Source organism: Carboxydothermus hydrogenoformans Z-2901 (assembly GCF_000012865.1).
Lineage (GTDB): Bacteria > Bacillota > Z-2901 > Carboxydothermales > Carboxydothermaceae > Carboxydothermus > Carboxydothermus hydrogenoformans.
On sequence record NC_007503.1, the window covers coordinates 1,116,373 to 1,141,055 of the forward strand.

The 24,683-nt window shown below is 38.1% G+C and carries 24 protein-coding genes and 1 riboswitch; all 24 genes read left to right on the forward strand.

From position 1 onward, the window contains the following. Positions 1–144: 144 nt before the first annotated feature. The 24 genes from CHY_RS05840 (at position 145) to dmpG (ending at position 24,680) form a co-directional block, all read left to right on the forward strand. A complete protein-coding gene (locus CHY_RS05840) occupies positions 145–2,025 on the forward strand; it encodes a sigma-54-dependent Fis family transcriptional regulator (protein WP_049752079.1) in 1,881 nt (626 codons plus the stop codon). A 157-nt stretch (positions 2,026–2,182) separates the two neighbouring features. Further along, positions 2,183–2,485, forward strand: a complete 303-nt coding sequence (locus tag CHY_RS05845) for a UxaA family hydrolase (protein ID WP_011344165.1) — start codon at positions 2,183–2,185, stop codon at positions 2,483–2,485. Beyond that, on the forward strand, positions 2,482–3,639 hold the full coding sequence (locus CHY_RS05850) for a UxaA family hydrolase (RefSeq protein WP_011344166.1): 1,158 nt from the start codon (positions 2,482–2,484) through the stop codon (positions 3,637–3,639). Before CHY_RS05845 ends, CHY_RS05850 begins: the two co-directional genes overlap by 4 nt. Before the next feature lie 238 nt (positions 3,640–3,877). After that, positions 3,878–4,840 (forward strand): 2-keto-3-deoxygluconate permease, encoded by a 963-nt coding sequence (locus CHY_RS05855; RefSeq protein ID WP_011344167.1) that lies wholly within the window; start codon positions 3,878–3,880, stop codon positions 4,838–4,840. Between the two features lie 206 nt (positions 4,841–5,046). Next, a complete protein-coding gene (locus tag CHY_RS05860; RefSeq protein WP_011344168.1) occupies positions 5,047–6,345 on the forward strand; it encodes a four-carbon acid sugar kinase family protein in 1,299 nt (432 codons plus the stop codon). A gap of 1 nt (position 6,346) precedes the next feature. Continuing rightward, positions 6,347–7,354, forward strand: coding sequence for a 4-hydroxythreonine-4-phosphate dehydrogenase PdxA (gene pdxA / locus CHY_RS05865; RefSeq protein ID WP_011344169.1), 1,008 nt, complete (start codon positions 6,347–6,349; stop codon positions 7,352–7,354). Positions 7,355–7,543: 189 nt separating this feature from the next. Beyond that, positions 7,544–7,665, forward strand: a riboswitch (TPP riboswitch). Between the two features lie 123 nt (positions 7,666–7,788). Continuing rightward, positions 7,789–7,980: a sulfur carrier protein ThiS gene (thiS, locus tag CHY_RS05870; protein WP_011344171.1), complete on the forward strand. Its 192-nt coding sequence runs from the start codon at positions 7,789–7,791 to the stop codon at positions 7,978–7,980. A gap of 32 nt (positions 7,981–8,012) precedes the next feature. Beyond that, complete coding sequence (locus CHY_RS05875) at positions 8,013–8,777, forward strand: thiazole synthase (RefSeq protein ID WP_011344172.1); 765 nt, start codon at positions 8,013–8,015, stop codon at positions 8,775–8,777. Between the two features lie 35 nt (positions 8,778–8,812). Continuing rightward, positions 8,813–9,934: a 2-iminoacetate synthase ThiH gene (gene thiH / locus CHY_RS05880; RefSeq protein WP_011344173.1), complete on the forward strand. Its 1,122-nt coding sequence runs from the start codon at positions 8,813–8,815 to the stop codon at positions 9,932–9,934. Beyond that, positions 9,921–10,526, forward strand: a complete 606-nt coding sequence (gene thiF / locus CHY_RS05885; RefSeq protein WP_011344174.1) for a sulfur carrier protein ThiS adenylyltransferase ThiF — start codon at positions 9,921–9,923, stop codon at positions 10,524–10,526. The genes thiH and thiF overlap by 14 nt, the downstream gene beginning before the upstream one ends. Next, positions 10,519–11,193, forward strand: coding sequence for a thiamine phosphate synthase (thiE, locus tag CHY_RS05890; RefSeq protein ID WP_041537680.1), 675 nt, complete (start codon positions 10,519–10,521; stop codon positions 11,191–11,193). Before thiF ends, thiE begins: the two co-directional genes overlap by 8 nt. Positions 11,194–11,401: 208 nt before the next feature. Then, on the forward strand, positions 11,402–11,755 hold the full coding sequence (locus CHY_RS05895; protein WP_011344176.1) for a DsrE family protein: 354 nt from the start codon (positions 11,402–11,404) through the stop codon (positions 11,753–11,755). Between the two features lie 33 nt (positions 11,756–11,788). Continuing rightward, entirely contained in the window at positions 11,789–12,550 is a 762-nt protein-coding gene (locus tag CHY_RS05900) for a TatD family hydrolase (RefSeq protein WP_011344177.1), read from the forward strand. Positions 12,551–12,753: 203 nt separating this feature from the next. Continuing rightward, on the forward strand, positions 12,754–13,908 hold the full coding sequence (locus CHY_RS05905; RefSeq protein ID WP_011344178.1) for a glycerate kinase: 1,155 nt from the start codon (positions 12,754–12,756) through the stop codon (positions 13,906–13,908). A 526-nt stretch (positions 13,909–14,434) separates the two neighbouring features. Next, entirely contained in the window at positions 14,435–15,688 is a 1,254-nt protein-coding gene (locus CHY_RS05910) for a benzoate/H(+) symporter BenE family transporter (RefSeq protein ID WP_011344181.1), read from the forward strand. Between the two features lie 109 nt (positions 15,689–15,797). After that, a complete protein-coding gene (locus CHY_RS05915) occupies positions 15,798–16,901 on the forward strand; it encodes a M24 family metallopeptidase (protein WP_011344182.1) in 1,104 nt (367 codons plus the stop codon). 144 nt (positions 16,902–17,045) lie between these two features. Next, a complete protein-coding gene (locus tag CHY_RS05920; protein ID WP_011344183.1) occupies positions 17,046–17,831 on the forward strand; it encodes an IclR family transcriptional regulator in 786 nt (261 codons plus the stop codon). Between the two features lie 186 nt (positions 17,832–18,017). Further along, complete coding sequence (locus tag CHY_RS05925) at positions 18,018–18,635, forward strand: (2Fe-2S)-binding protein (protein WP_011344184.1); 618 nt, start codon at positions 18,018–18,020, stop codon at positions 18,633–18,635. Next, entirely contained in the window at positions 18,636–20,075 is a 1,440-nt protein-coding gene (locus CHY_RS05930) for a hypothetical protein (protein ID WP_011344185.1), read from the forward strand. A gap of 135 nt (positions 20,076–20,210) precedes the next feature. Next, the gene (locus CHY_RS05935) at positions 20,211–21,050 is read left to right on the forward strand and encodes a nicotinate-nucleotide pyrophosphorylase (RefSeq protein ID WP_011344186.1); all 840 of its coding nucleotides are present in this window, start codon (positions 20,211–20,213) and stop codon (positions 21,048–21,050) included. Continuing rightward, positions 21,040–21,930 (forward strand): molybdopterin-binding protein, encoded by an 891-nt coding sequence (locus tag CHY_RS05940; RefSeq protein WP_011344187.1) that lies wholly within the window; start codon positions 21,040–21,042, stop codon positions 21,928–21,930. The genes CHY_RS05935 and CHY_RS05940 overlap by 11 nt, the downstream gene beginning before the upstream one ends. A 23-nt stretch (positions 21,931–21,953) precedes the next feature. Next, a complete protein-coding gene (locus CHY_RS05945; protein WP_011344188.1) occupies positions 21,954–22,742 on the forward strand; it encodes a 2-keto-4-pentenoate hydratase in 789 nt (262 codons plus the stop codon). A gap of 35 nt (positions 22,743–22,777) precedes the next feature. Next, entirely contained in the window at positions 22,778–23,677 is a 900-nt protein-coding gene (locus tag CHY_RS05950) for an acetaldehyde dehydrogenase (acetylating) (RefSeq protein WP_011344189.1), read from the forward strand. After that, positions 23,670–24,680, forward strand: a complete 1,011-nt coding sequence (gene dmpG / locus CHY_RS05955) for a 4-hydroxy-2-oxovalerate aldolase (protein ID WP_011344190.1) — start codon at positions 23,670–23,672, stop codon at positions 24,678–24,680. Before CHY_RS05950 ends, dmpG begins: the two co-directional genes overlap by 8 nt. The last annotated feature ends 3 nt before the right edge of the window (positions 24,681–24,683 follow it).

Consider the following 24,683-nt stretch of genomic DNA (forward strand, 5'->3'; position numbering starts at 1 on the left):
TGGTAATAAAGTGCAATAATGTATAACAATGCCGCTGTAAGTACATTAAATGTTGATGCCTCGAATAGGTTAAAATTTTTTTCGCGATAAAATTCCTAAAGGGCGGGAGTGGCACAATCCTTTTTTGAAAGGATGGAAATAACAGTGAATATTGTGCTCATTGCTCCTTATAAAAATCTGCTTGAAATAGCTATTGAGGTCAAAAAGGATTTTGATTTTGCTTTTAATTTGGAACTTGGAGATCTAAGTGAAGGCGTGAAAATAGCACAGGAGTGGGAAAAGAAAGGAGCCGACATCATTATTAGCCGTGGTGGTACTTACCAACTTATAAAAGAAGCAGTATCGATACCTGTAGTTGAAATAAAAGTTAGCCCCTTCGATATTCTCAGGCAGTTTAAAGGACTGATTGGTTATAGCGAACCTATTGGAGTCGCTGGTTATATGAATGTAATTTACGGTTCTGAAGTTATCGGGGAAGTATTGAATTTAAACCTTATTAAAATAGAAATCAAAAAGGAAACAGAAGCTCTATTTCAAATTGCTGAAGCCAAGGAAAAAGGCGCAAAGATAATCATCGGTGACACCATTGGTGCTTGTTGCGCTGCACAACTAGGGCTTAAAAGTCGGCTAATTATTTCTGGTAAAGAAGCGGTTGCAAATGCGCTTAGTGAAGCATTCAGGCTAGCGGAAGCCATTAAATCAGAAAAAGAAAAAACCGAACAGATTAAAACAATTGTTGACTTTGTACATGACGGGATTATTGCCGTGGATAAAGATGGGAGGATATCTATATATAATAAAATGGCGGAAAAAATATTCAAAAAACTACCTTCCGAAGTTATAGGAAAAAAAGTAGAAACAGTAATACCTAATACCCGATTATACGAGGTGATAAAGACAGGAAAGCCTGAAATCGGAAAAATACAGGAAATTTCGGGAACTATGATTGCCACAAACCGAGTTCCAATTGTGGTAGGTAATGAGGTTGTAGGAGCAGTTGCAACATTTCAGGATGTGGCTGAAATTCAAAATATGGAACAAAAAATAAGAAGACGGCTGGCAGATAAAGGATTGATTGCGTCTTTTAAGTTTGATGACATTATTTTTATAAGTGATAAAATGAAAGATGTTGTTAATCAAGCAAAAAAATATGCTCTTTTAGATTCTACAGTCCTTATTTTGGGCGAAACGGGTACGGGCAAGGAACTTTTTGCCCAAAGTATTCACAATGCAAGTGAAAGAAAAAATGGTCCATTTGTAGCAATAAATTGTGCTGCTTTGCCAGAAAATTTATTAGAGAGCGAATTGTTCGGATATGCTGAAGGAGCTTTTACTGGCGCAAGAAAAGGAGGAAAGGCAGGGCTATTCGAGCTTGCTCATAAAGGTACCATATTTTTAGACGAAATCGGTGAAATGCCTATGGGGCTCCAGTCAAAACTGCTAAGAGTAATCCAAGAAAAAAAGGTGATGAGAATAGGAGATGATAGGTTAATCCCGGTTGATGTGAGAATAATATGTGCCACAAATCGAAATCTTATTGAAATGATTAATGAAGGTAAGTTTAAACGAGACTTATTTTACCGGATTAGCATTCTTCAAATCCATATACCGTCTCTCAGGGAAAGAAAAGAGGACATTGAAGTACTTGTACCATACTTTATAAAAAAATATTCACTTATTTGCAAAAAGCATATTCAAGGAATCACTTCCAGGGGGATGGAGCTTTTAAAGAAATGGGATTATCCAGGAAATGTAAGGGAATTGGAGAGCATTATCGAAAGAGCCTGCGCTATTTGCGAAGGTAATATTATCGATGTAAGGGATATTAAACTATACAATGATCAAGATAGTATGGAAAATAAAGTGTCAAGTCAATCCTTCCTTGAAATAAAACCATTAGACGAAATTGAAAAAGAATATATTAAAAAGGTTATAAAATTTACAGATGGAAATTTATCAGAAGCAGCGAAAAAGCTTGGAATAAGTAGAACAACTTTATGGAGAAAATTAAAAAATTTCAATTAAATTCATTACCGGAAACCATTGTTGCATTTTGCAACAATGGTTTTATTTTTTAACGAATAAGTGTTTCAAATTTTAACATTTGTATTAAAGTATTTAGCAATTAACAGATAAAACGTTGGCATGACCTTTGCTTGAGGTATTAAATGGAGGTGGTTATATGAAAAAACTTGCAGTTGTGGCTCATCCTGAAGATAACGTGGCCACAGCAGTACAAAACTTAAGTAAAAACGAGGAGGTGCTAGTGGATGTAAACGGTAAAGAATTGAGGATAAAATTAATTGATAATATTCCCTTTGGGCACAAATTTGCTCTCAAAGAAATTGAGATGGGAGCAAATGTGGTTAAGTACGGTGAGGTTATAGGGAGAGCTACAAAGTCCATCAAAGTTGGCGAACATGTTCATGTCCACAACATTGAGAGTTTGCGCGGTAGGGGTGACTGGGAGGGGGATGTAAAATGAAAATCAAAGGTTTTGTAAGGCCAGACGGTAAAGTTGGTATCCGTAATCACGTGTTAATAATTCCATCATCGGTTTGTGCTAGCGAAGTAGCTATGCGGATAGCTTCTCATGTAAATGGAGCAGTAGCTCTCGCCAACCAGCACGGCTGCTGCCAGATTGGGGCTGATCTGGAACTTGTTACAAAGACGCTTATAGGACTCGGTAAGAATCCAAATGTAGCAGCTGTTCTTGTTGTAGGTTTAGGCTGTGAAGGGGTTCCCACTGAGAAGGTTGCTGACGAAATATCAAAAACTGGAAAAAAAGTTGAATATATAATTATACAAGATTGTGGGGGAACTTTAAAAGCTGAGGAGATTGGTACAAGACTGGCAAGGCAAATGGCTCAGGAAGTTTCTTTGCTTAAAAGAGAAGAAGTAGATATCACAAATTTAATATTGGCGGTTGAATGTGGAGGATCTGATACTACCTCTGGGCTTGCATCAAATCCGGTAGCAGGTTATGTTTCAGATAAACTAATCGAGCTTGGTGGCACTTCAATGTTTTCGGAAACTACAGAAATAATTGGTGCCGAACACCTACTTGCTAAACGCGCAGTTTCCAAGGAAGTAGCTCAAAAGCTTCTAGAAATAGTTAGAAGGTGTGAGGAAAAAGCCAAAACAATGGGAGTTGACATGCGTGGAGGACAGCCAACCCCTGGAAATATCGAAGGTGGTATAAGTACCATAGAAGAAAAATCTCTTGGATGTATATATAAGGGAGGTACTAAACCAGTACAGGGCGTTTTGGAATACGCAGAGGCACCAACAGGTAAAGGGCTTTATATTATGGATACCCCAGGACAGGATATTGAATCGATAACAGGGATGACAGCAGGTGGAGCGCAACTAGTAATCTTTACAACAGGTAGAGGAACACCAACTGGTTCACCTATAGCTCCAGTAATAAAAATTACTGCTAACCCTGATACATTTAAAAAGATGGAAGACAATATCGATTTTAATGCTGGCACGATAATTTTAGGAGATGAAACTATTCGGGAAGCAGGCGAACGGTTATTTAGTGAAATGATAGAAGTTTGCAATGGCAAGCTTACCAAAGCCGAGGCTCTGAAACATAGAGAATTTGGAATATATAAACTTATTTCAACCTTTTAAAGATTCAATTTATATGCATAAAAGTCTATAGCAGTCCCCCCTTTTTTTTAGAGGGGGACTGTCACCTTAAAACATTGCAACTGCTATACTAAATGCTTTGCAGAATTTCTCGATATCTTCTGAATTACAAATATGCTTAAATTTCGTAAATTTTTAATTTTGGTCTAATTATAATTTATGTAAATTTTTTAGAATAATCTAATTTATTTAAACTAAAATTTTGCAAGGAGGGAGCCAAATGAAAATTAAAGCAACTTTAGAACGTGTACCTGGTGGTATGATGGTCATTCCCCTTTTTTTGGGTACATTAATTAATACACTTTTTCCAAATGCAGCAAACACATTTGGATCCTTTACAGGAGCTTTACTAACCGGCGCTTTACCAATTTTAGCAGTATTTTTTGTATGCATGGGAGCAACCATAGATTTTAAAGCGACACCTTACATTTTAAAAAAAGGTGGAGCTTTATGGATTACAAAAATATTAATTGGAGTTATCGTAGGAGTTATAGGTGCCAAATTTCTTGGAGAAGGAATGATAAAAAGTGGTCCGTTTGTCGGACTTTCTGTTTTAGCTCTTGTAGCATCGATGAATGATACAAATGGTGGCTTATATATGGCCTTAATGGGACAATTTGGCAAAAAAGAAGACGTAGCAGCTTATTCTGTTATGAGCTTAGAATCTGGGCCGTTTTTTACAATGGTGACATTAGGAGTGGCAGGACTTTCAGCATTTCCATGGCAAATGCTTGTTGGAGCAATACTTCCTCTTATAATTGGTATGATTTTGGGTAATTTAGATAAAGAACTGAGGGAATTTTTCGGTAGAGCAGTACCAGTATTAATACCGTTTTTTGCTTTTGGGCTTGGAGCCAAAATGAATTTGCTTGATGTATGGAAGGCTGGACTTGTAGGTATCTTGGTGGGCGTTGCTGTAGTAGTTATTACTGGAACGGCATTATTTATTGCTGATCGGTTAACCGGTGGTAACGGAATAGCCGGGTTAGCGGCTGCATCTACTGCAGGAAATGCTGCAGCAGTACCAGCTGTAGTTGCATCAGCAAACCATGCCTATGCTCCAGTTGCACCAGCGGCTACAGCAATAGTAGCATCGTCAGTTATTGTCACTGCATTTTTGGTTCCAATTATAACCGCTTGGTGGGCAAAACGTATCGGAGTTGTAAATAACAATGCCGCATAAAATTTTGAATATAAAAGCATTATATCTGAATCTTACATTAGGATAAATGTTATAGGGGTCAAGGGTAAGCAAGTTTCAAAATGTGTGGTTCCTTGACCCCTAAAATTCTAAAATGTTATATGTACTGCAATTTTTACTTTTCTCTAAAAAATAAAAAAATATAAAAACTGATAAAGAAAACTAGAGAAAAAAGGAAGTGGTATAATGTGAAACAAATTGCTATTATTGCCGATGATTTAACTGGGGCCTCAGATACCGGTGTTCAATTTACCCAAAAAGGACTAAGAACCTTGGTCATCTTTGATATAAAAAACTTATTTGAAGATGCTAAAAATGTGAATGTAGTTGTAATTGATACTGACAGCCGTTCTCTTACTTCTTCTGCTGCTTATCAAAAAATAAAAGAAGTTTCTCAAGTATTAAAACCTAAAGGATACAAGCTAATTTATAAAAAAATAGATTCTACACTTCGTGGAAATATTGGTGCAGAAATAGACGCCATAATGGATGTTATTACTTTTGATTTTGCAGCTATAGTGCCGGCTTATCCTAAAATGGGCCGAACCACAATTGAAGGGCAACATTTTTTACATGGAGTTCCGATTGATAAAACTGAAATCGCAAATGATCCTATATGCCCTGTCAAAGATTCCAATATAGTATCTTTATTATCGAGTCAATCAAAAAGAAATATTGGCTTAGTTAACCTGCAAACAATACGATCAGGGATTGAAAATATAAAAGCCAAAGTTGATAATTTATTAAAAAAAGATGTCCAACTAATAGTATTCGATTCTGAAACAAGTCAAGACTTAAAAATCGTAACCGAATATCTTTCTTCAAGCAACTATCAAATTCTCTGGGTTGGTTCAGCTGGGCTAGCAGAGTCTTTACTAGATGCACTTGAGTTTACCTTTAATGACATATCGCAATTTAAATTACTTTCAACAGAAAATCCGGTATTGCTTGTTATTGGAAGCATTTCAAAAATAACTCAGCAACAACTTTCAATTATACTTAAACAACCTAACGTAACTTCGGTAAAACTGGACCCATTAAATGTTTTAAAAGATGAACAATACAATAATGAAATTTCTCGTTGCCTCGTTGAAATAAAATTAGCATTAAAAAAAGGATTTGATGTGGCTTTTCATGTCAATTCGTCACCTGAAATTGTGCAAAAGACACAAGAAATAGGAAAACTTCTTAATATTCCGCAAAACCAAATATCGAATAGAATTGCAGATGCTCTTGGCATCATTTCAAGCCAAGTTATTAAGGAAATTCCTCTGCAAGGACTTATTTTAACAGGAGGAGATACAGCAAAATCAGTATGCAAACACCTTGGAGTTAGAGGTTTGAAGTTGATTAAAGAACTAGAACCAGGGGTCCCAATAAGCCAACTTATTGGCTTTGGTAATTTGTTGGCAATTACGAAAGCCGGTGCTTTTGGAACAGAAAGAACTCTTATTAATGCAGTACACTTTTTGAAAGGAGATAGGTGATATGTCAAGACCGGTAATCGGAATTACTATGGGAGATGCAGCAGGAGTAGGGCCAGAGATAATAATGAAGGCGCTACGCGATCCTGAAATTTATGCAATCTGTAAACCATTGGTTATAGGCGATGCAAAGATACTGCAACGGGCTGAAACTATTATCCATACTGGACTTCATATTAAACCGATTCAGAGTATCGATGAAGCAGAATTTAAATTTGGGATAGTTGAGTGTTTGGATCTTAATTTACTTCCTCCTGATATTCCCTTTGGACAAGTTTCAGCAAAAGCTGGAGATGCAGCTTTTCGCTATTTAGAAAAAGCTATTGAACTAGCAAAAGAAGGTAAAATTGATGCTATTTGTACAGCACCACTAAATAAAGAAGCACTGCATAAAGCAGGTCATATGTATCCTGGGCATACTGAGATATTGGCAGAGCTAACAAACACAAAAGATTTTGCAATGATCCTATCTGCACCCAAATTAAAAGTCATACACGTAACAACACATGTGGGATTAAAAGATGCTATAGATATGATTAACCCGAATCGGGTATACAAAGTTATAAAACTTGCTCATGATACCTTAAAAAAAGCTGGTTATTCGAATCCCAGAATTGCGGTTTGTGGAATAAACCCGCATGCTGGCGAAAATGGATTATTTGGCTACAGAGAAGAAGAAGAAAAAATTATCCCAGCGATTAAAAAAGCTCAACAAGAAGGAATAAATGCGATTGGTCCTTTGCCAGCAGATACGGTATTTTACAGAGCTATCAGAGGCGATTTTGATATTGCTGTTGCTATGTACCATGATCAAGGCCATACTCCTGTCAAAGTATTGGGGTTAGAAGTCGGGGTTAATATTACTGCAGGCCTTCCTTTTGTCAGGACAAGTGTTGACCATGGCACTGCCTTTGACATTGCTGGAAAAGGAACTGCAAATGAATTAAGTATGAAAGAAGCAATCCGCCAAGCTGTTGAATTGACTTCCAAAAAAAATTTAGATAAAAATTAATATCAATTTGCCAATCTCCTCGAAAACGATATTTCGCTAATACAATGAAATTGGCTCTTCGCTAAGTAGCATGGGTAAATGTCTCTAATGATTATATTAGTATTAGGACTAAAAATCTATTGGATTGTCACAAAAAGTGAAATTTAACTTGAAATGATTAACAAAAGTTGTTAAAATTAAAAAAAACTAAATATGGTTTAGGGGAGCTGAGGGGGTAAGCTCGGCTGAGAGTAGGCACCGAAAACCCTGTGCCTTGACCCTTGGAACCTGCTCCGGGTAATGCCGGCGAAGGGAAAAAGACGACGTTAAAGCCTTTAATGCTAATTACAACCGGCATTAAAGGCTTTTTTATTTAAAGTATTTAAATGGCATCATAAGAAAACCGCCGGCGAAATGGCGGTTTTTTATTTGGTGTTGAAGAAAGGGGGGAGTTCATGCTTAAGGTCAATGACAAAGAGCTTAATTTTACAGGAAGTATTAAAGAATTACTTGATTACTTAAAACTCAACCAATCTTCATGTGCTGTTTTGGTAAATGGCGAAATTATCAAGAGGGAAAGCTGGGAAGAGTACCTGCTCAAAAATGATGATTATGTGGAGATTGTTAGTTTTGTGGGTGGGGGTTAATAGTTAAAAATTTGCCAGGAAAGGGTGATTACATGTTTACTATTGGCGGGAAAACGTTAAAATCAAGGCTTTTTGTTGGTACAGGCAAGCTACCGGATTATGCTTTAATTTCCAGGATGTATTATGAAGCAAAGGTTGAGGTTTTTACTGTGGCTGTTCGCAGAATTGGTCTCAATACAAAACATGAAAAAAGTGTTTTAGAGTTTATTCCCAAAGAGGCAGTAATTATGGTAAATACTTCGGGGGCAACAAACTATAAGGAAGCTATCAAAATTGCTCAAATTGGCAGAGAGTTGACTTCTTCGGACTGGGTTAAGGTTGAAATTGAAAAAGATACGAAGTACTTATTTCCAGATAACTATGAGACCCTCAAGGCGTGTGAGATTTTGGTGAAAGAAGGATTTAAAGTTTTTCCTTACATTTACCCTGATTTAAACATCGCTAAAGAGCTTGAACAGATTGGTGTTACGGCGGTAATGCCTCTTGCAGCACCTATCGGAACAAACAAAGGAATTGGTTGTGAAGTTTTATTAAAGCCAATAATTGCTGAAGTTGAGATACCTGTAATAATCGATGCTGGAATTGGCCGGCCATCTCATGCTGCCCAAGCTATGGAACTTGGTGCTGATGCAGTTTTAATTAATACTGCCATTGCTACGGCAAAAGATCCTTTGGTAATGACCCTGGCTTTTTCCAAAGCAGTTGAAGCGGGAAGGCTTGCTTATGAGATTGGACTATTAAAAGAGTATGAATATGCTCAGGCATCGTCTCCTCTTGAAGATTTTATAAAGGGATAAAGAGTTTAATTTAAAAAGGTTAGAAGGTGTTAGCTGTGCTTGATTATTTACAAAAATGTTTTGAACTTTATTTTAGGTATGAGCAATATGTTCCTTCCTTTTCTGAAGCTTTGGATATTTTAGCAAAAGACTATTTGGATAAAATTGACTTAGTCAAGCTTTTAAATGTTGAGGATGAAGAAATAATAAAGTTTATGGCAAAAAAAGCCAAAAGAATTACGGAACTTAATTTTGGAAAAGTTATTTTATTGTATGCTCCATTGTATATAGCTAACTTTTGTGAAAATGGGTGTGTTTACTGTGGTTTTTCCAAACTAAGAAAATACCCACGGGAAAAACTTAGTTTAGAGCAAATGGAAGAAGAAATGCAGCAGATAAAAAGTGAGGGAATTGACTCTATTTTACTTTTAACCGGTGAGGACAGGAAAAATTCGCCTTTTGCCTATATAAAAAATGCCTGTAAGCTTGCCACTAAATATTTTTCAGAGGTTTCAATCGAAGTTTATCCCCTTTCCAAAGAAGAGTACGAAGAATTAGCAAGAATTGGGGTTATAGGTACTACCATTTATCAAGAAACGTATATAAAGAAAGATTATGAAAAGCTGCATCTTTTTGGTCCAAAAAAAGATTATGAATTTAGGCTTTATACTCCGGAAAGAGCATTAAAAGCGGGGTTTAAAGCGGCAAGTATAGGACCGCTTTTAGGATTATCTTTGCCCAAACTGGATGTGTATTCGGCAATTTTACATGCTGACTATTTAATGAAAAAGTATCCTCAAGCGGAGATTGCGATTTCTTTTCCAAGACTAAGGGCTGCCAATACGGGATTTAAGGCCAAACATGTGGTATCCGATAAAGAGTTTATTAAGTTTTTGCTTGTGACCAGAATCTATTTGCCCCGGATTGGTATTAATCTTTCGACGCGGGAGAGGCCAAGCTTACGAGATGCTCTTCTGGACATTTGCATTACAAAGATGTCAGCCGGTTCCAAAACAACTGTCGGAGGGTATTTTAGCAAAAAGGAGGATTCCCAAGGGCAGTTTGAAGTTGAAGATCGAAGAATGGTAGCTGAGATAATTGAGGTTATAAGAAAAAAAGGGTTGAGGCCAGAGTTTACAAATTGGATAAGAGGTGTTAGACCTTATGAGCTCCTTTAATTTAATGCTAAAAAATTATTTTAATGATGATTTGTTGCAGAAACTAAGCAGAGTAAAAGTACTAATTATCGGCTGTGGAGGGCTTGGGTCACACATTGCCTGGATGCTAATTCGTTGCGGGTTCCAGAACTTGAAGATTGTTGATTTTGATCGGGTGGAGCTTAAGAATTTAAATAGGCAAGGTTATTTTTTTACGCAGGTGGGTCTACCTAAGGTATTAGCCTTAAAAGATATTCTTACCCAAATTAATCCAGGGGCTAATATTGCTATAGCAGTTGAAAAAATTGATGGTAAAAATGTTGAAAAAATAATTATGTCCTATGATGTTATTGTGGAGGCTGTAGATGATGAAACAACAAAAGCTTTAATTTTCGAAGCAGCTATGAAACTAAACAAAAAGGTTGTTGCAGCTTCCGGAGTAGCTGGCTTTGGCGATTGTGAGCGTATAAAAATCAAAAGAGGTAGGAACTTTGTTATTGTTGGTGATTTTGCAACTTCTGTCAAAGATAAAAAACCTTATGCTCCTAAAGTAACGGCCGTTGCTGCAATTCAGGCCGATGAGGTGTTAAGGATGGTGGTGGAGGATGAGTAAGCTGGAAAAGTTAAGACTTTTGGAAGATTATAATATTTACTGCATAACTGCTGAGAAGTTTTCTCGTGGTAGAGAAAATCTTAAAGTTGTTTCTGAGATGCTAAAAGCTGGAATAAGGATAATTCAGTATCGAGAGAAATATAAGTCACTGAAGGAAAAATATTATGAATGCCTCAAAATAAGAGAACTGACAAGACAATATGGGGCTATTTTGATTGTAAATGACCATGTGGATTTGTGTCAAATGGTTGACGCGGATGGGGTTCATCTTGGCCAAGACGATTATCCGGTTAAAGAGGCTCGGAGGATTTTAGGGGATGAATATATAATTGGAGTTTCTACTCATTCTCCCGAACAGCTGAAAAAAGCAGCAAAGGAAGGAGCTGATTATGCAGGTGTTGGACCGCTTTTTGCCACGAATACTAAAGATAATGCAATACCCCCGGTTGGACTGGAATATCTAAAATGGGCAGTTGCAAACTCAAGTATACCCTTTGTTGCTATAGGTGGGATAAAAGAATATAACATTCAGGAGGTTCTCGACTTGGGATCCAAGTGTATAGCTCTTGTTACAGAGATTGTTGGGGCTGAGGATATTAAAGATAAAATTGATAGACTAAATAAGATTTTAGAAAGATATAGGGTTAGTAACAAAGCCTTCGATTAAAGAGACGGGTATTAGTCCTAACGTTAATTGAAAAATACCGATATCTCTCCTTCTAATAATTTTCATAAGATAAATTAATTGGACAAGAAAATTTTTCTATGCTACATTACTTTTAAGGAAAATCTTGAAAATTAATCAAACTAGTTTAGGAGGATTCGCTGTAAAAAAAATCATAACTTTAATTTATGAAAGTTGAGGTGTTAAACCGATGAATAGGCTTAAGCTTGTGTTTCATATTAACGAACCTGATAAATGGCAAAGGGTAATAATGAATATCAATAATTTTTTAAACGATGTGGGCCAAGGAAATGCTGACATCGAAGTAGTAGCTAATGGAGAAGCAGTTTCTGCCTTCAAAAGCAATGGTCAAACAAATAAAATGCTAATAGAACAAATGCAGAAGCTAGCTGAAATAGGGGTAAACTTTGTTGCTTGCCAGAATGCTCTTAAGGCTCAATCGATTGCTAAAGAGAGTTTGCCCGAATTTGTAACAGTTGTACCGGCCGGCATAACAGAAATTGCCAGGAAGCAAACAGAAGGATTTGCGTACATTAAACCATAATTAGTTTAGCTAAATAAGAGAGGAGTATGCAGCATGGTGGAAATTGTAGATTCTCATACCCATGTTTCGTTACTTCCTTACGAGGGACTCGAAAACATGGCCCTGGCCGGAGTAAAAAAAATTATTGGCTGTTCCTTATTTTTTGGAGCTCAGCATGCGGAGACACTTTTTGATCATTTTCACCAGATGTTAACTCTTTCGCGGACAAATGCTGAGAAAAACGGCATCAAGCTTTTTGTTGCTGTTGGTATTCATCCGATGGGAATTCCGAAAGATTGGCCCAGAGTAATTGAAGCATTACCCAACTGGTTGAGAATGGACGGGGTTATCGGTTTAGGAGAAATCGGCCTGCATGAGGGTAGCCGGTTGGAACAGGATGTCCTCCGCGAGCAGTTAATTATCGCTAAGGAATTCCAGTTGCCAGTGATCATTCATACTCCGCCGCAGAAGAGGATGGAAATAACCAATGAAACGCTTGAAATTGCTGCTTCCGTCGGTATAAAACCAGAAAAAGTGATTATTGATCACGCTAATGTAGATATTCTTGATTTAATCGAGGGATTTGGGGCTGTTCCCGGACTTACCATCCGGTCCGATGGAATTACTCCGCAGATACTCCTCCACAATTTAGAACGTTTCCAACGGGGGGTTCTTAACAGTGATTATAGTAACCTCAAGCCCAACGATCCCTTGAGTGTTCCAAAAGCTGTCCAGTACCTGAAACTAAACAAGGCATCGCCCGAAGTTGTTGCCCGAATTGCAAGGTATAATGCTGAAAAATTGTTTGGCATTTAATTTTACAAATGGAAATATCCTGTGTTGTATGTTACTTTTCTTAAAGAAGTGCAAGTATAAACCCTGCTGTTATGGCAGGGTATTTATTTTAGTTAGTTTTGTCCATTATCTACTAACAAAAATCCATTACATTTACATTTAATAAATTATTAAAATAAAATTAAATCAAGTAGATCACGAAAAAAATGGAGGAGGTTACTTTAATGAAAATAGTTGTTGCCCCCGATTCTTTTAAAGGAAGCCTGAGTTCATTAAAAGTTGCCTTAGCTATTGAGAGAGGTATTAAAAGAGCTGCATCCGAAATAGATGCAGAAATTGAAATAATAAAAATTCCTATGGCCGACGGTGGAGAGGGCACAGTAGAGGCCATAATGTGTGCTCTGGGTGGAAGACTTGTAAAGACCCGGGTTCTTGATCCTTTAGGAAGGGAAATAGATTCTTTTTTCGGTGTACTACCAGATGGTACCGCAGTAATTGAAATGGCTGCGGCTTCCGGGCTTAATCTTTTGAAAACTGAAGAAAAGAATCCTATGATAACTACCACTTACGGCACGGGTCAACTTATAAGGGCGGCACTTGATGAGGGATGTAGAAAATTAATTATAGGAATAGGAGGCAGTGCTACCAATGATGGTGGTGTGGGGATGGCCCAAGCTTTGGGCGTAAAATTTCTTGATAGCAACGATCGTGAGATTGGTTTTGGAGGTGGAGAACTTTATAAAATAGAGCGGATAGATTACTCAGGCCTTGATGCAAGAATCAAAGATACCGATTTTGTAGTCGCCTGTGATGTGAAGAATGTGCTATGTGGTCCAACAGGTGCTTCGGCAGTTTATGGACCTCAAAAAGGTGCAACCCTTGAAATGGTAAAAGTTTTAGATGAAAATTTAAGGCATCTAGCTACAATGATAAAAAGATACCTGGGAAAAGATGTGGCTGAGGTCCCGGGTTCAGGAGCTGCAGGTGGGCTGGGAGCAGCTTTGCTGGCATTCTTAGATGCAAAACTTCGGCCGGGAATTGAAATAGTTATGGAACTTACTCAGTTTCCTGAGGTAGTAAAAACTGCGGAATTAATTATTACTGGAGAAGGAGCAACGGATTACCAGACTATGTTCGGAAAGGTCCCTTTGGGAATTGCCCGGGTGGCAAGAAAATTTGGTAAGCCAGTAGTATGTATTTCCGGTTCCCTTAATACAGGTTACGAAAAATTATATGCCGAGGGTATAACAGCTTTGTTTAGCATAGTTAACCGCCCAATGACTTTAGATGAAGCTATGGAAAGAGCGGAAGAACTGCTTGAAAAAATTTCTGAAAATGTCTTCAGACTATATTATTTAATGCGGGAAGGGGATAAATAAATGACACCTGAACAACTCTTAAAACAGCAAAAGGTTCCATGACGAAAAATAAATAACGGTAATAAAGATCCGCAATTTCTGGCCATCAAAACGACCAAAAACCGCAATATACCAGAAAAGGAAATGATTTAACTCCTTCCTTGCAGCTAAAAGATATAAATATAAAAAATTTTTTAGACTGTGAAGGAATTTTTAAATTTATGTCGAAAATTAATAATAAGAACAGCGTTTGATATTATAAAACAACTAAAATGTTAAAAATTTTATTTTTATTTTCTTAAATCAAAACAATGTTTGATAATATAAGACATTAATACAAGAGGAGGGAAAATATGAATTAAAAGTAAAGTTAATATTTGAAAATGTTGGGAGTTTTTTATGATGGGTTGTTTTTATGATTTGCTAATGGGGGTGAGGAAAAGAGAAAAAAGAAAGAAAAAAAGAAGAAAAAAAGAAGAAGAAAAAATGAACTAGATATGGAATTTTTGTAGGGAAAAAAATTAGATTAATATGAAGGAGGGTAAAGATGAGTATTTCTAATAACTTAATGGAGAAAGGTTATAATATTGGCGAAAGCTTTAAAGAACTCGTTAAAAATCTTTCTTTTCCCGGCTTAACTACTGGATTAATCGGTGCGTTATTTAGTAGCATGGGGCCGGGCTTGATTGTGATGAGCGCGGCCAAGCAAGGTAACCTTCCTGATGATATTGCAGTGTCCTGGATTTTTGCGATCTTTTTCTTTGCTGGGTTAGCGACGATGTTTGTTTCACTTTACTATCGCGTTCCCCTCGTGATAGCTTACAGTATACCAGGTTCAGTTCTAATTGGCAAGTACTTGGCATCTGGTGGGAATATACACGAAGCGGTCGGTGTTTATTTTAGCATAGCTGTGCTTGTTATTATCCTTACGGCTACAGGTGCTATTAAAGCTGTTATCGAACATATTCCGATTCCTATAATGCTGGGGATGGTTGGCGGAGTACTTTTGAGCTTTGGATTAAATGCTTTTACAAGTGCTTTGACCACGCCTGCAGTTTATGGCATAATGGTAATTATTTATTTTATATGGTACTATTTTAAAGGGTTATCAAGTAAGATACCTGGAGTTGTGGTATCACTGATTGTTGGTGTACTATTGCTGAAATACTTTGGATTAACCAAGAATGTTCCTATACAATGGGAAGTTGCAAAGCCTGTAATTGTTTCTCCTAGTTTTAGTTTAAAAGGTTTACTCACCTTGGGAGTTCCACTGTTCTTTATGGTAGTTGGTGTCCAAAACATCCAAGCAGTTGGGGTATTATTATCCAGGGGATATAAGCCACCAATAAATGCAATGTATTTTATTCCCTCGATTGCTACATTTTTTAATGGTTTGTTTGCTGGTCACACTGCAGTAACGGCAGGACCAAGTACAGCTATTTGTTCTAGTGATATTGCAGGGCCCAAAGAGTACCGCTGGATTGCTTCTTTCTTTGAAGGAGTTTTTTGGGTATTGGTGGGCTTATTAGCGAAAGTTGGGGTTGAAAGTGCGAAGTTGGCTCCCAAGGAATTTATGCAAGTCATTGCTGGCTTAGCTATGTTTGAAGTATTTATAAGTGTTTTTGAAGGGGCATTTAGTCAAAAGTTTCGCAAGGGAGCGATGGTAGCATTCTTTGTGGCTGCCAGCGGTATTTCTTTATTTAATATTGGCGCTCCTTTCTGGGCAATTGTATTTGGCGTCATAGCTTCACTGATAGCTGAAAATGGTGATTTTAAAAAAATAAATAATGAACAGCAATAAAACTTTTGCTAAAAATTGATAAATTGAAATTAAGCACCTTCTATGGGGGTGTTTTGGCAACACCCCCACCCCTTTTTTGCAAACTTAAGAATTGAAAGAAGGTGTTAATTTGAAGGATAAGTTAATTCATCGGATAAAAAAAATACAGAATCTAATGGCCAAAAAAGATATAGATATTTTGGTGGTAGTAAATCGCGAAAACCTAATTTATTTTACCGGCTTAACGCAAATTGAATGTATGGCTGTTTTAATTCCATTAAAAGATGACCCATGTGCTATAACGCTTTGGCTTGATGCTGATTACGTAGAGCAAGAATCAGGTTTAAAAACTTTTGGTTATTTCTTTCCCAAAGAAAGCTTGGGAAGTAAGGTTGTGGAGCGAATCAAGGCTTATGGTTTTCGCGCTCCCCGGATTGGATTTGAAAGATATTTTGTGCCTTTTGCTTTTTATGATGTTTTGCGGCAAAACTTTCCGGAGTCAAACTTTGTTGATGCGGCTGATTTATTTTACCGTGTCCGGGCTGTTAAGGAGCCGAATGAAGTGGAAATGATTCGGAGAGCAGCTTTTGCTGTTTGTAAGGGAATGGAGGCTGCTATAAAAACAATAAAGCCGGGAATAAGTGAGCTCGATGTATTGGCAGAAGCTGAATACGCTATGTTAAAGGCGGGTTCAAATGGTTTACCTTTTCGACCGCAAATTGTTTCCGGTAATCGTTGCCTGCTTACCCACCCTCATGCAAGTACTAAATTAATTGAAGAAGGCGAGGTAGTTGTTGTTCACCTCGGTGCAACTTACAATGGTTATTGTGCCAAAATGTGTCGCACTGTTGCTGTAGGAGAAATTTCTGCTGCACATGAAAAGGTATTTAATCTTTTGTTAGAAGCACAGGAAAAAGCCATTGCGGCTTTGAGGCCTGGTTCAAAAGCCTGGGAAGTGGATGAGGCTGCCAGAGAAGTGATCAGAAGGGCAGGTTTTGAGGAATACTATCTTGATGTTATAGGATATGGGGTTGGATTACGGCAATCGGAATTTTACCCAATTATCGGAAAAGGACGTCAGGATATTATTGAGGTTGGAATGGTAGTAGATTTATTATTACCAACTATATATCATCGGGACGTCGGAGGACCAAGGATAACGGATGTAATTTATGTCGGTGAAAATGAAAATGAAATATTAACCGGCTATCCAAGAAAATTGATTAAAGTATAAAAATAAAGTTTTCTATTGAATTGAAAAAAGTAAAATTTTTATACAAATTTTGAAAGGAAATTTAAGATTTATGTTGAAAATAATAACTTAAGTAAGGGAGGATACAAATTGATTAGGAGTTTTTATTGATGGAAGGTTGAAATAATGAAAAAAAACAATAACGATACTCTTATTCAATCGGTTGATCGGGCTTTAAGAATATTAGATACTTTTAGCCTTAAAGAAAAGGAATTAGGTGTTACGGAAATTGCCAATCGTTTAGGCTTGCATAAAAGTACTGTCTTTGGGTTACTCAGGACCCTTGAACATTGGGGATATGTTGAACAAAACCAAGTTACAGGAAAATACCGTCTAGGTCTTAAGTTATTAGAATTGGGTAATCGAGTAAAAGAAGGCTTAGATTTACGGGCGGTAGCTTTGCCATTTTTACAGGATCTTGTTGAAAGATACGGTGAAACCGTTCATTTGGCTGTTCACGACCGGGGAGAAATTGTCTATATTGAAAAAGTGGAAGGACCAAATGCTATTCGAATGTACTCGCAAATTGGGCGACGGGCTCCAATGCATTGTACAGGTGTAGGTAAAGCTATCCTTGCTTTTAGACCCGAGAAGGAAATAGAGGAAATAATTCGCACCAAGGGGCTTAAATATTTTACTCCTAACACGATTACAGATCCCAAGAAACTACATGAAGAACTAAGTTTGATTAGGGAAAATGGTTATAGTCTTGACAGAGAGGAAATTGAGATAGGGTTAAGATGCGTTGCAGCTCCTATCAGGGATAGTCAAAATACAGTTGTTGCAGCTATTAGTGTTGCTGGTCCTTCAATACGCATGACCGAGGAGAAAATACAGGAATTAATTGTTAGTGTTAAAGAAGCTGCCTTAGAAATATCAAAGCGTTTGGGCTATCAAACATCAAGTAGGTAGTTATATTTCGTAACAAATTAGTTTTATTGTGCCAATAAATCAAAACACAGTTTGATAATACAAAACAAAGCAAAGAAATGTAAAGGAAGGGGGAAAGGCAGATATGGTCTGGTCCTTAAATAAAAGTAGTTGTTAATATTCTGTTCGTAAATACCAAATAATATTACTACTGCAAGGAGGGGTTTTATGCGAGTTGTTAATATGCTTGCGCAGATTGATTATGATAAGTGTATTGGATGTCAGACATGTGCTAAAGTTTGCCCGGTTTTGGCTATCAAAATTGAGAATAAAAAACCGGTAATCAATGCTGAAATGTGTAGAGGCTGTGCAGCTTGTGAGCAGAGATGTCCGCAATATGCCATAAATATGGTAAAAAGGGAAGAACCTTTTACAGTTTATGTTGATCCTTCAACAGTAGATGCAGAAAAAATTGAGGAATTATGTAAAAAAGCCCGCCTCCATCCGGAACAAATTATTTGTTATTGTACTGCGACCAGAGCTGAAGAAGTTGCGGCAGCTATTTTAAAAGGTGCTAAATCACCGGAAGAAATTTCCTTACAAACAGGTGTTCGCACAGGGTGTAAGGTCGAATGCATTGAGCCAATTTTACGGTTACTGGAAGCTGCGGGCATTACTCCTGAAAAACCAGAGGGCTATCAATGGTATGGAAGAACACCCACAGTTTGGGAAATTCCTGAAAGCGTAAAAGAAAAATATTCAAGTAGAGGGTTCTATTTTGACGAAGATATTAAATTACTGGACAAAGTTTTAGCGGCAAAAAGCAGCAGAAAGGAGGATAAGTAAATGGCTGCTAAGGTAATTCCCCCGATTAAACCAAGAGTTTCGCAATATGGTGTTGATCCCAAGTATGTGACCAAAAGAATTTCGGATTATCCGGAAATGACAAGTGTAAAGCTAAAAGAATTGTTCGCGGATACCCCGGATGTGATTTATCCTTCGGAAAAAGGGATTGCGGTGATTCGCGAAAATGTTATTAAGGCTCTGGAAAAAGTTGATATGAGCATGATAAAACCAGGTGATTCGGTTAACATCCTGGCATCCCATCATGGATTTACCTTGCTTGGCGGTGAACCCTATGCTGAGGTATTAAAGACGGTAAGGGAAGTTATTGTCGAAAGAACGGGAGCAACGGATATAAGACTGCGGGCAGGAGTTGGGTTACGCTTCAGGGAAACAGAGGAATATATTAAAGCCTTTGGTTTAGATGTAGCATTTAACGGAAAAGCCAAAGGGGTAGCTCCCATAGATAAAGGAATACCAATTGAGACCGAGATAGGAACTCTTTATGGAATTGCAGCGGTCTACGATGCGGACTGGATTGTCCATGTCCATAACAGCGACGTACGTGAAGTCCACTTCCACCGGCACGTTGACCGGGCAGTAAAGCCGTTTGGTATGTCCTATGCCCGGATAGAGACCAGATCAACGTATCACCAAAACCTTGGGCCCAGAGGAGCAAATTTCACAGCGCGGGCAATTTTTGCCTCCGAGTTCGTGCAAAGTAAATTTGCCTTTGCAACTTTCATGAATATGTCACCGGCAGGAGTAGTATCTATTGAAGCCGATAATGACCTTCTCGCTTTGAACGAAAAAATTACTGCTGATGGTTTGCGGTACTACGGGAAGATTATGACCTTGCTTGGTGAAATTGACGAATGTATAGCAGGCTTGGATTTTCCTGCACCCGTTCCGTATGTTTTTGCTGCGGGAGTAATTTTTGCTAACTTTGTTGGAGCAAACGTTGATCTTTTTGACCTGGATAACCCTCTTCCACCGTACACCTGGTATACTGAAGCTTTTTACGATAAGTCAGGGAAGCCATTAATTGAAAATGTACCCCCAGTAAATCCTGCCATTAAAATGGTTGTCCATAATTATGCCTGGGGTGGATATCCCAGCGCGTTTTTTGCCCATCAAATACCTACTGTAGTAGTTGGGCGGGAGCAAGCTGACTTGATGGACCGAGATCCGCAAAACTTGGATTATATGAAGTATGCAGTTATTGCCAGGGACTTAGATTCGGCAATGGCTTATGCTTATAAAGTAGCAAAAACGGATAAGGTTATCATTTTTGACGGGGCTGCTGGTGGTTTGAACTGTAGTGAAAGCTTGGCTGAATATTTGAAAGCAAAAGCTCCCGAAGTAAGTAGAAGAGTAGACCAGGAGTTGCTGCCCAAGTGGTTACGTCAGCGGGGGATTGATCCCAACGTTTTTAATAAATAACATTAGAGAAAATTAAACGTTGAAAAAGCTCGCTATTTAAAAAAGGTGCTCCTTTCTGTTTTAAGCACCTAATGGCGGGTTAAAAAATGCAGAAAGGAGCACCTCCATTTTTAAAATTGGATTGTGGAGGCAAATATGAATTTCAATAACTCTGGAGATATTCGCGATATCTTATTTTCTAAAATAATGCAAAAGCATTTCACAGCTCAGATTAAAGCTGAAAATGGCGGGATTATTGCTGGTGCCCAAAATGCATATAATGCTTTGAAACAACTTGGTTTAGAAATCGAATATTTTGTTTATGACGGAACGGAAGTCCAGCCGGAAACAGTTATTGCCCGTTTTAAAGGAAATCCCAAACAAATTGCGCAAGCGGAAGAAGTAGTAATGGGTTATTTAATGAAAACTTCCGGGATTGCTACTGCCACCCGGAGGGCGATTAATTTAGCCGAAGGCAAGATCAGGATTGTTTCCGGGGCATGGAAAAAGATGCCTTCCGAAATGAAGCAATTAGTAAGGGAAGCGATTGCTGTTGGTGGCGGAGCTTTTCGCATACTTGATGTTCCCTTTGTTTATTTGGACAAGAATTATATTCGCATGTTTGGAAGTATCGTTGAAGCATTAAAGAGTGCCCAGGTATTTGGTGATAGGTATAAAGTAGTTCAGTTAAGAGGCGAAATGAAAGACATTAAAGAGGAAGCAATTGAAGCGGCTACAAATGGAGCTTATGTGCTCATGGTAGATACAGGCAAAATTTCTGACGTTAAAATTGTTAATAGTACGTTGGAAGAGCTTGGGCTAAGAAAAGAAAAGCTTGTAGCTTTTGCAGGAGGAGTAAAAATTAATGCTATTCCTAGTTATATTGGTTTAGGGATAGATATTCTCGATATAGGATCCGAAATAGTTGATGCGCCACTAATGGATATGAAATTAGATGTAATAAGCGAAGGAAAGGAGGGAGAGGATGGAACTTAACCTTTTAGAAAAGACAGAACTGTGGATTGAAAATATCAAATTACAAAATGCTAATTTATCAACAATTGCCGAAGTTGTGGCCGATGTTCTTGAAATCCCGAAGGATAAAGTACTTGTGGTGGATGTCAGGGAAAATCATATTACTTTAGACATTTTACAAAAAACAATTCAGGCTGAACAGGTATTTGGCAAAAAGCAACAATTATTAAAAAAGCTGTCGGAAATACCGGGAGTTAATATCGTACCGGAAACTGACATTCATTCGGAAGGCATATTGGGCTTTATTTCCCTTGATGAATCCGAGGTACCTCAGGTTTTAGCGAGAACCGAAAAGATTGTTGATGAAATAAAAATGAAGATTGCGAAAAGAGTTATTGTTTTCCCGACAGGTTTTGAAGTTAAAAGGGGAATGATTGCTGATACCAATACCCCGTATATTATACAGCGGATGACCGAAGCTGGTTATAAAGTAACTAAGGGAGAAATTCTGGATGATTCTGCTGATTATATTGCAGCGAAGTTAAATGATGCCGTAAATTCTGGCTACGGATTAATAATTACTACTGGGGGTATTGGAGCTGAAGATAAAGACAGGACGGTTGAGGGAGTTTTACTTGTAGACCCGCAAGCAGCAACTCCTTATATTGTTAAGTACCAGCAAGGAACGGGACGCCATGAAAAAAATGGCGTGCGAATTGCTGTTGGTATGGTGGGAAACAGTTTAATTGTCTCTCTGCCAGGGCCACATGATGAAGTTAAATTAGCTCTGGATGTGCTTATAAGGGCTCTTGATGAGGGGAAAAGCAAGGAAGAAATTGCCCAGGAAATTGCCGGTGTTTTGCGGGCTAAATTGCAAGCGGCAGGTTTTAAACATCATTAAAATAAATTAAGAGGAGGGAGAATATGGATAAAACTGCTTTACAAGTAGCAGCGGAAGCGCTCTGGAAAGCCTGTCAAGAAAGAAAAGCATTAGAACAGCCTTTAACGGAAATTTATCCTGATATTACTATTACGGATGCTTACCAGATTCAGTTAATTAATGTAGACAAGAAAAAAGCTCTGGGACGTAAAGTTGTTGGTAAAAAAATAGGTTTAACCAGCCGGGCAATGCAGCAAATGTTAGGAGTTCATGAGCCGGATTACGGGCATGTAACTGATGACATGATTGGCGATGAAGAGGTTGCTATTTCTCGTTCCAAATTATTGCAACCCAAAATTGAAGCGGAAATTGCTTTTGTTTTAAAGGACAGGCTTGTAGGTCCTGGAGTTACTTTAACGAAAGTATTGCAAGCGACAGCAGGAGTAATTCCAGTATTTGAAATAATTGATAGCCGGATTAAAGACTGGAAGATTAAGATTCAGGATACTATTGCCGATAATGCTTCCAGTGCGATGGTTGTTTTAGGAAGTAAATTAATACCGGTAGATCAGGTTAATCTTAAATATGTTGGGTTAGTATTAGAAAAAAATGGAGAGATTATTGATACCGCGGCCGGAGCTGCGGTTTTAGGGCACCCTGCATTAGCTGTTGCCTGGCTTGCCAATAAACTTTCCGAGTTTGGTATTGCCTTGGAACCGGGGGAGATTATTTTATCCGGTTCGCTGACTAAAGCGTATGAAGTTACCGGTAATGACCATTTTGTTGCCAATTTCGGGCCTCTTGGTTCGGTTAAAGTAAAATTTACTGATTAACGATTAAAAATTAATACGGCAAAGGAGTGAAGCAAATGTCGAACAAAATTAAAGCTGCCATTATCGGTCCTGGCAATATCGGGATGGATTTAATGTTTAAATTAATGAGAAGTAAATATATTGATGTTGACACAGTTGTTGGCATTATTCCGGAATCGGAAGGATTGGCATTGGCTAGAAAGCATGGAAAGAAGACTAGTGCTGAAGGAATAAAAGCAATTTTAGGAAATAAGGATATTAAAATCGTTTTTGATGCTACCAGTGCCAAAGCTCATTTAAAACACGCTCCTTTATTAGAACAAGATGGTAAAATTGCTATCGACCTGACACCTGCAGCAGTTGGTCCTTATTGTGTTCCTGCAGTAACTATGGAGGAACAATTAAATTGCAAAAATGTTAATATGGTTACTTGTGCCGGACAAGCTACTACTCCAATTGTTTATGCAATTAACAAAATTGCCGATGTAAAATATGCTGAAATAGTAGCTACAATAAGTAGCCGGAGTGCTGGTCCAGGAACGCGGCAGAATATTGACGAATTTACCGAAACTACGGCAAAAGCCCTGGAAAAAATTGGCGGGGCCGATAAAGGAAAAGCAATAATTATTCTTAACCCGGCTGAACCGCCAATTATGATGCGAAACACTATTTACACCCGGGTAGCAAATCCGGATGCTCCTGGAATTATCGAGGCAATTGAAGAAATGGTGGGGAAGATCAAAAAATACGTTCCTGGTTATCGCTTGAAAGTTCCTCCAATCATTGATGGAGATAAGATTACCACAATAATTGAAGTTGAAGGTGAGGGGGCCTATTTGCCTAAATATGCCGGTAATCTTGATATAATCACCGCAGCAGCAGTAGCTTTTGCTGATGAAGTAGCTAAAAAGTTGCTGGCTGAGGAGCAAGCTAAGGAGGTTAGAGCACATGGCTAAAAAGATTAGGATAATTGACAGTACCTTAAGAGATGGAATGCATGCGGTAAGTCACCAGTTCACACCCGAGGAAATGGCAGAAATTGCAGCAGGACTGGATGCGGCAGGGATTGACACCATTGAAGTGAGCCATGGTGATGGATTAGGTGGTTCGAGCTACAATTATGGATTTGCGGCTGCAAAAGATGAAGATTATTTAAAAGCGGTATCTCAAGTTTTAAAAAATTCAAAGTTAGGTGTCCTTTTGCTGCCAGGAATTGGTACTGCTCATGATTTAGAGATGGCTGCAAAATTTGGTGCAAAAGTTGTGCGAGTTGCTACCCACTGTACGGAAGCCGATATTGGCGAACAGCATATCAAGATTGCCAAAGAATTAGGAATGGAAGCCATTGGATTTCTAATGATGAGCCATATGGTTCCTCCAGAAAAACTTGTGGAGCAAGCGAAATTGTTTGAAAGTTATGGAGCAGATGCGGTTTATATTACAGATTCTGCTGGAGCAATGACTCCGTATGATGTTAAGGTGCGCATTGAAGCGGTTAAAGCTGCTGTTAGCGTGCCTGTTGGGTTTCATGCTCACAATAATTTAGGGTTAGCGATTGGTAATACTCTGGCAGCTATCGAAGCTGGAGCAACTTATGTTGACGGCACCGCGCGAGGACTTGGAGCAGGGGCCGGAAATTCACAAACGGAAATTTTGGTTGCTGTTCTGGCGAAGTTAGGTTATGAAACTGGTGTTGATTTGTATAAAATTATGGATGTAGCAGAAGAAGTTGTTGCTCCTAAAATGAGAAGACCGCAAATTGTTGATAAAGCGGCATTAAGTTTAGGTTATGCGGGTGTTTACGGAAGCTTTCTCTTACATGCTATGCGGGCCGCAGAAAAGTTTAAAGTTGATGTTCGTGATATTTTAATCGAGTTAGGAAGATTAAAAACTGTTGGCGGGCAAGAAGATATGATAGTTGATGTTGCCTATGAATTAAGTAAAGCAAATAAGCAATAAATG

Bases quoted from the DNA above. Each gene is read 5' to 3' on its own strand.
- CHY_RS05930 (WP_011344185.1), top strand. From the start codon at position 18,636: ATGGCTGCTAAGGTAATTCCCCCGATTAAACCAAGAGTTTCGCAATAT.
- CHY_RS05850 (WP_011344166.1), top strand. From the start codon at position 2,482: ATGAAAATCAAAGGTTTTGTAAGGCCAGACGGTAAAGTTGGTATCCGT.
- pdxA (WP_011344169.1), top strand. From the start codon at position 6,347: ATGTCAAGACCGGTAATCGGAATTACTATGGGAGATGCAGCAGGAGTA.
- CHY_RS05845 (WP_011344165.1), top strand. From the start codon at position 2,183: ATGAAAAAACTTGCAGTTGTGGCTCATCCTGAAGATAACGTGGCCACA.
- CHY_RS05910 (WP_011344181.1), top strand. From the start codon at position 14,435: ATGAGTATTTCTAATAACTTAATGGAGAAAGGTTATAATATTGGCGAA.
- CHY_RS05855 (WP_011344167.1), top strand. From the start codon at position 3,878: ATGAAAATTAAAGCAACTTTAGAACGTGTACCTGGTGGTATGATGGTC.
- CHY_RS05945 (WP_011344188.1), top strand. From the start codon at position 21,954: ATGGATAAAACTGCTTTACAAGTAGCAGCGGAAGCGCTCTGGAAAGCC.
- CHY_RS05935 (WP_011344186.1), top strand. From the start codon at position 20,211: ATGAATTTCAATAACTCTGGAGATATTCGCGATATCTTATTTTCTAAA.
- CHY_RS05895 (WP_011344176.1), top strand. From the start codon at position 11,402: ATGAATAGGCTTAAGCTTGTGTTTCATATTAACGAACCTGATAAATGG.
- CHY_RS05940 (WP_011344187.1), top strand. From the start codon at position 21,040: ATGGAACTTAACCTTTTAGAAAAGACAGAACTGTGGATTGAAAATATC.
- thiS (WP_011344171.1), top strand. From the start codon at position 7,789: ATGCTTAAGGTCAATGACAAAGAGCTTAATTTTACAGGAAGTATTAAA.
- dmpG (WP_011344190.1), top strand. From the start codon at position 23,670: ATGGCTAAAAAGATTAGGATAATTGACAGTACCTTAAGAGATGGAATG.
- CHY_RS05920 (WP_011344183.1), top strand. From the start codon at position 17,046: ATGAAAAAAAACAATAACGATACTCTTATTCAATCGGTTGATCGGGCT.
- CHY_RS05900 (WP_011344177.1), top strand. From the start codon at position 11,789: ATGGTGGAAATTGTAGATTCTCATACCCATGTTTCGTTACTTCCTTAC.
- CHY_RS05905 (WP_011344178.1), top strand. From the start codon at position 12,754: ATGAAAATAGTTGTTGCCCCCGATTCTTTTAAAGGAAGCCTGAGTTCA.
- thiE (WP_041537680.1), top strand. From the start codon at position 10,519: ATGAGTAAGCTGGAAAAGTTAAGACTTTTGGAAGATTATAATATTTAC.
- thiF (WP_011344174.1), top strand. From the start codon at position 9,921: ATGAGCTCCTTTAATTTAATGCTAAAAAATTATTTTAATGATGATTTG.
- CHY_RS05875 (WP_011344172.1), top strand. From the start codon at position 8,013: ATGTTTACTATTGGCGGGAAAACGTTAAAATCAAGGCTTTTTGTTGGT.
- CHY_RS05925 (WP_011344184.1), top strand. From the start codon at position 18,018: ATGCGAGTTGTTAATATGCTTGCGCAGATTGATTATGATAAGTGTATT.
- CHY_RS05950 (WP_011344189.1), top strand. From the start codon at position 22,778: ATGTCGAACAAAATTAAAGCTGCCATTATCGGTCCTGGCAATATCGGG.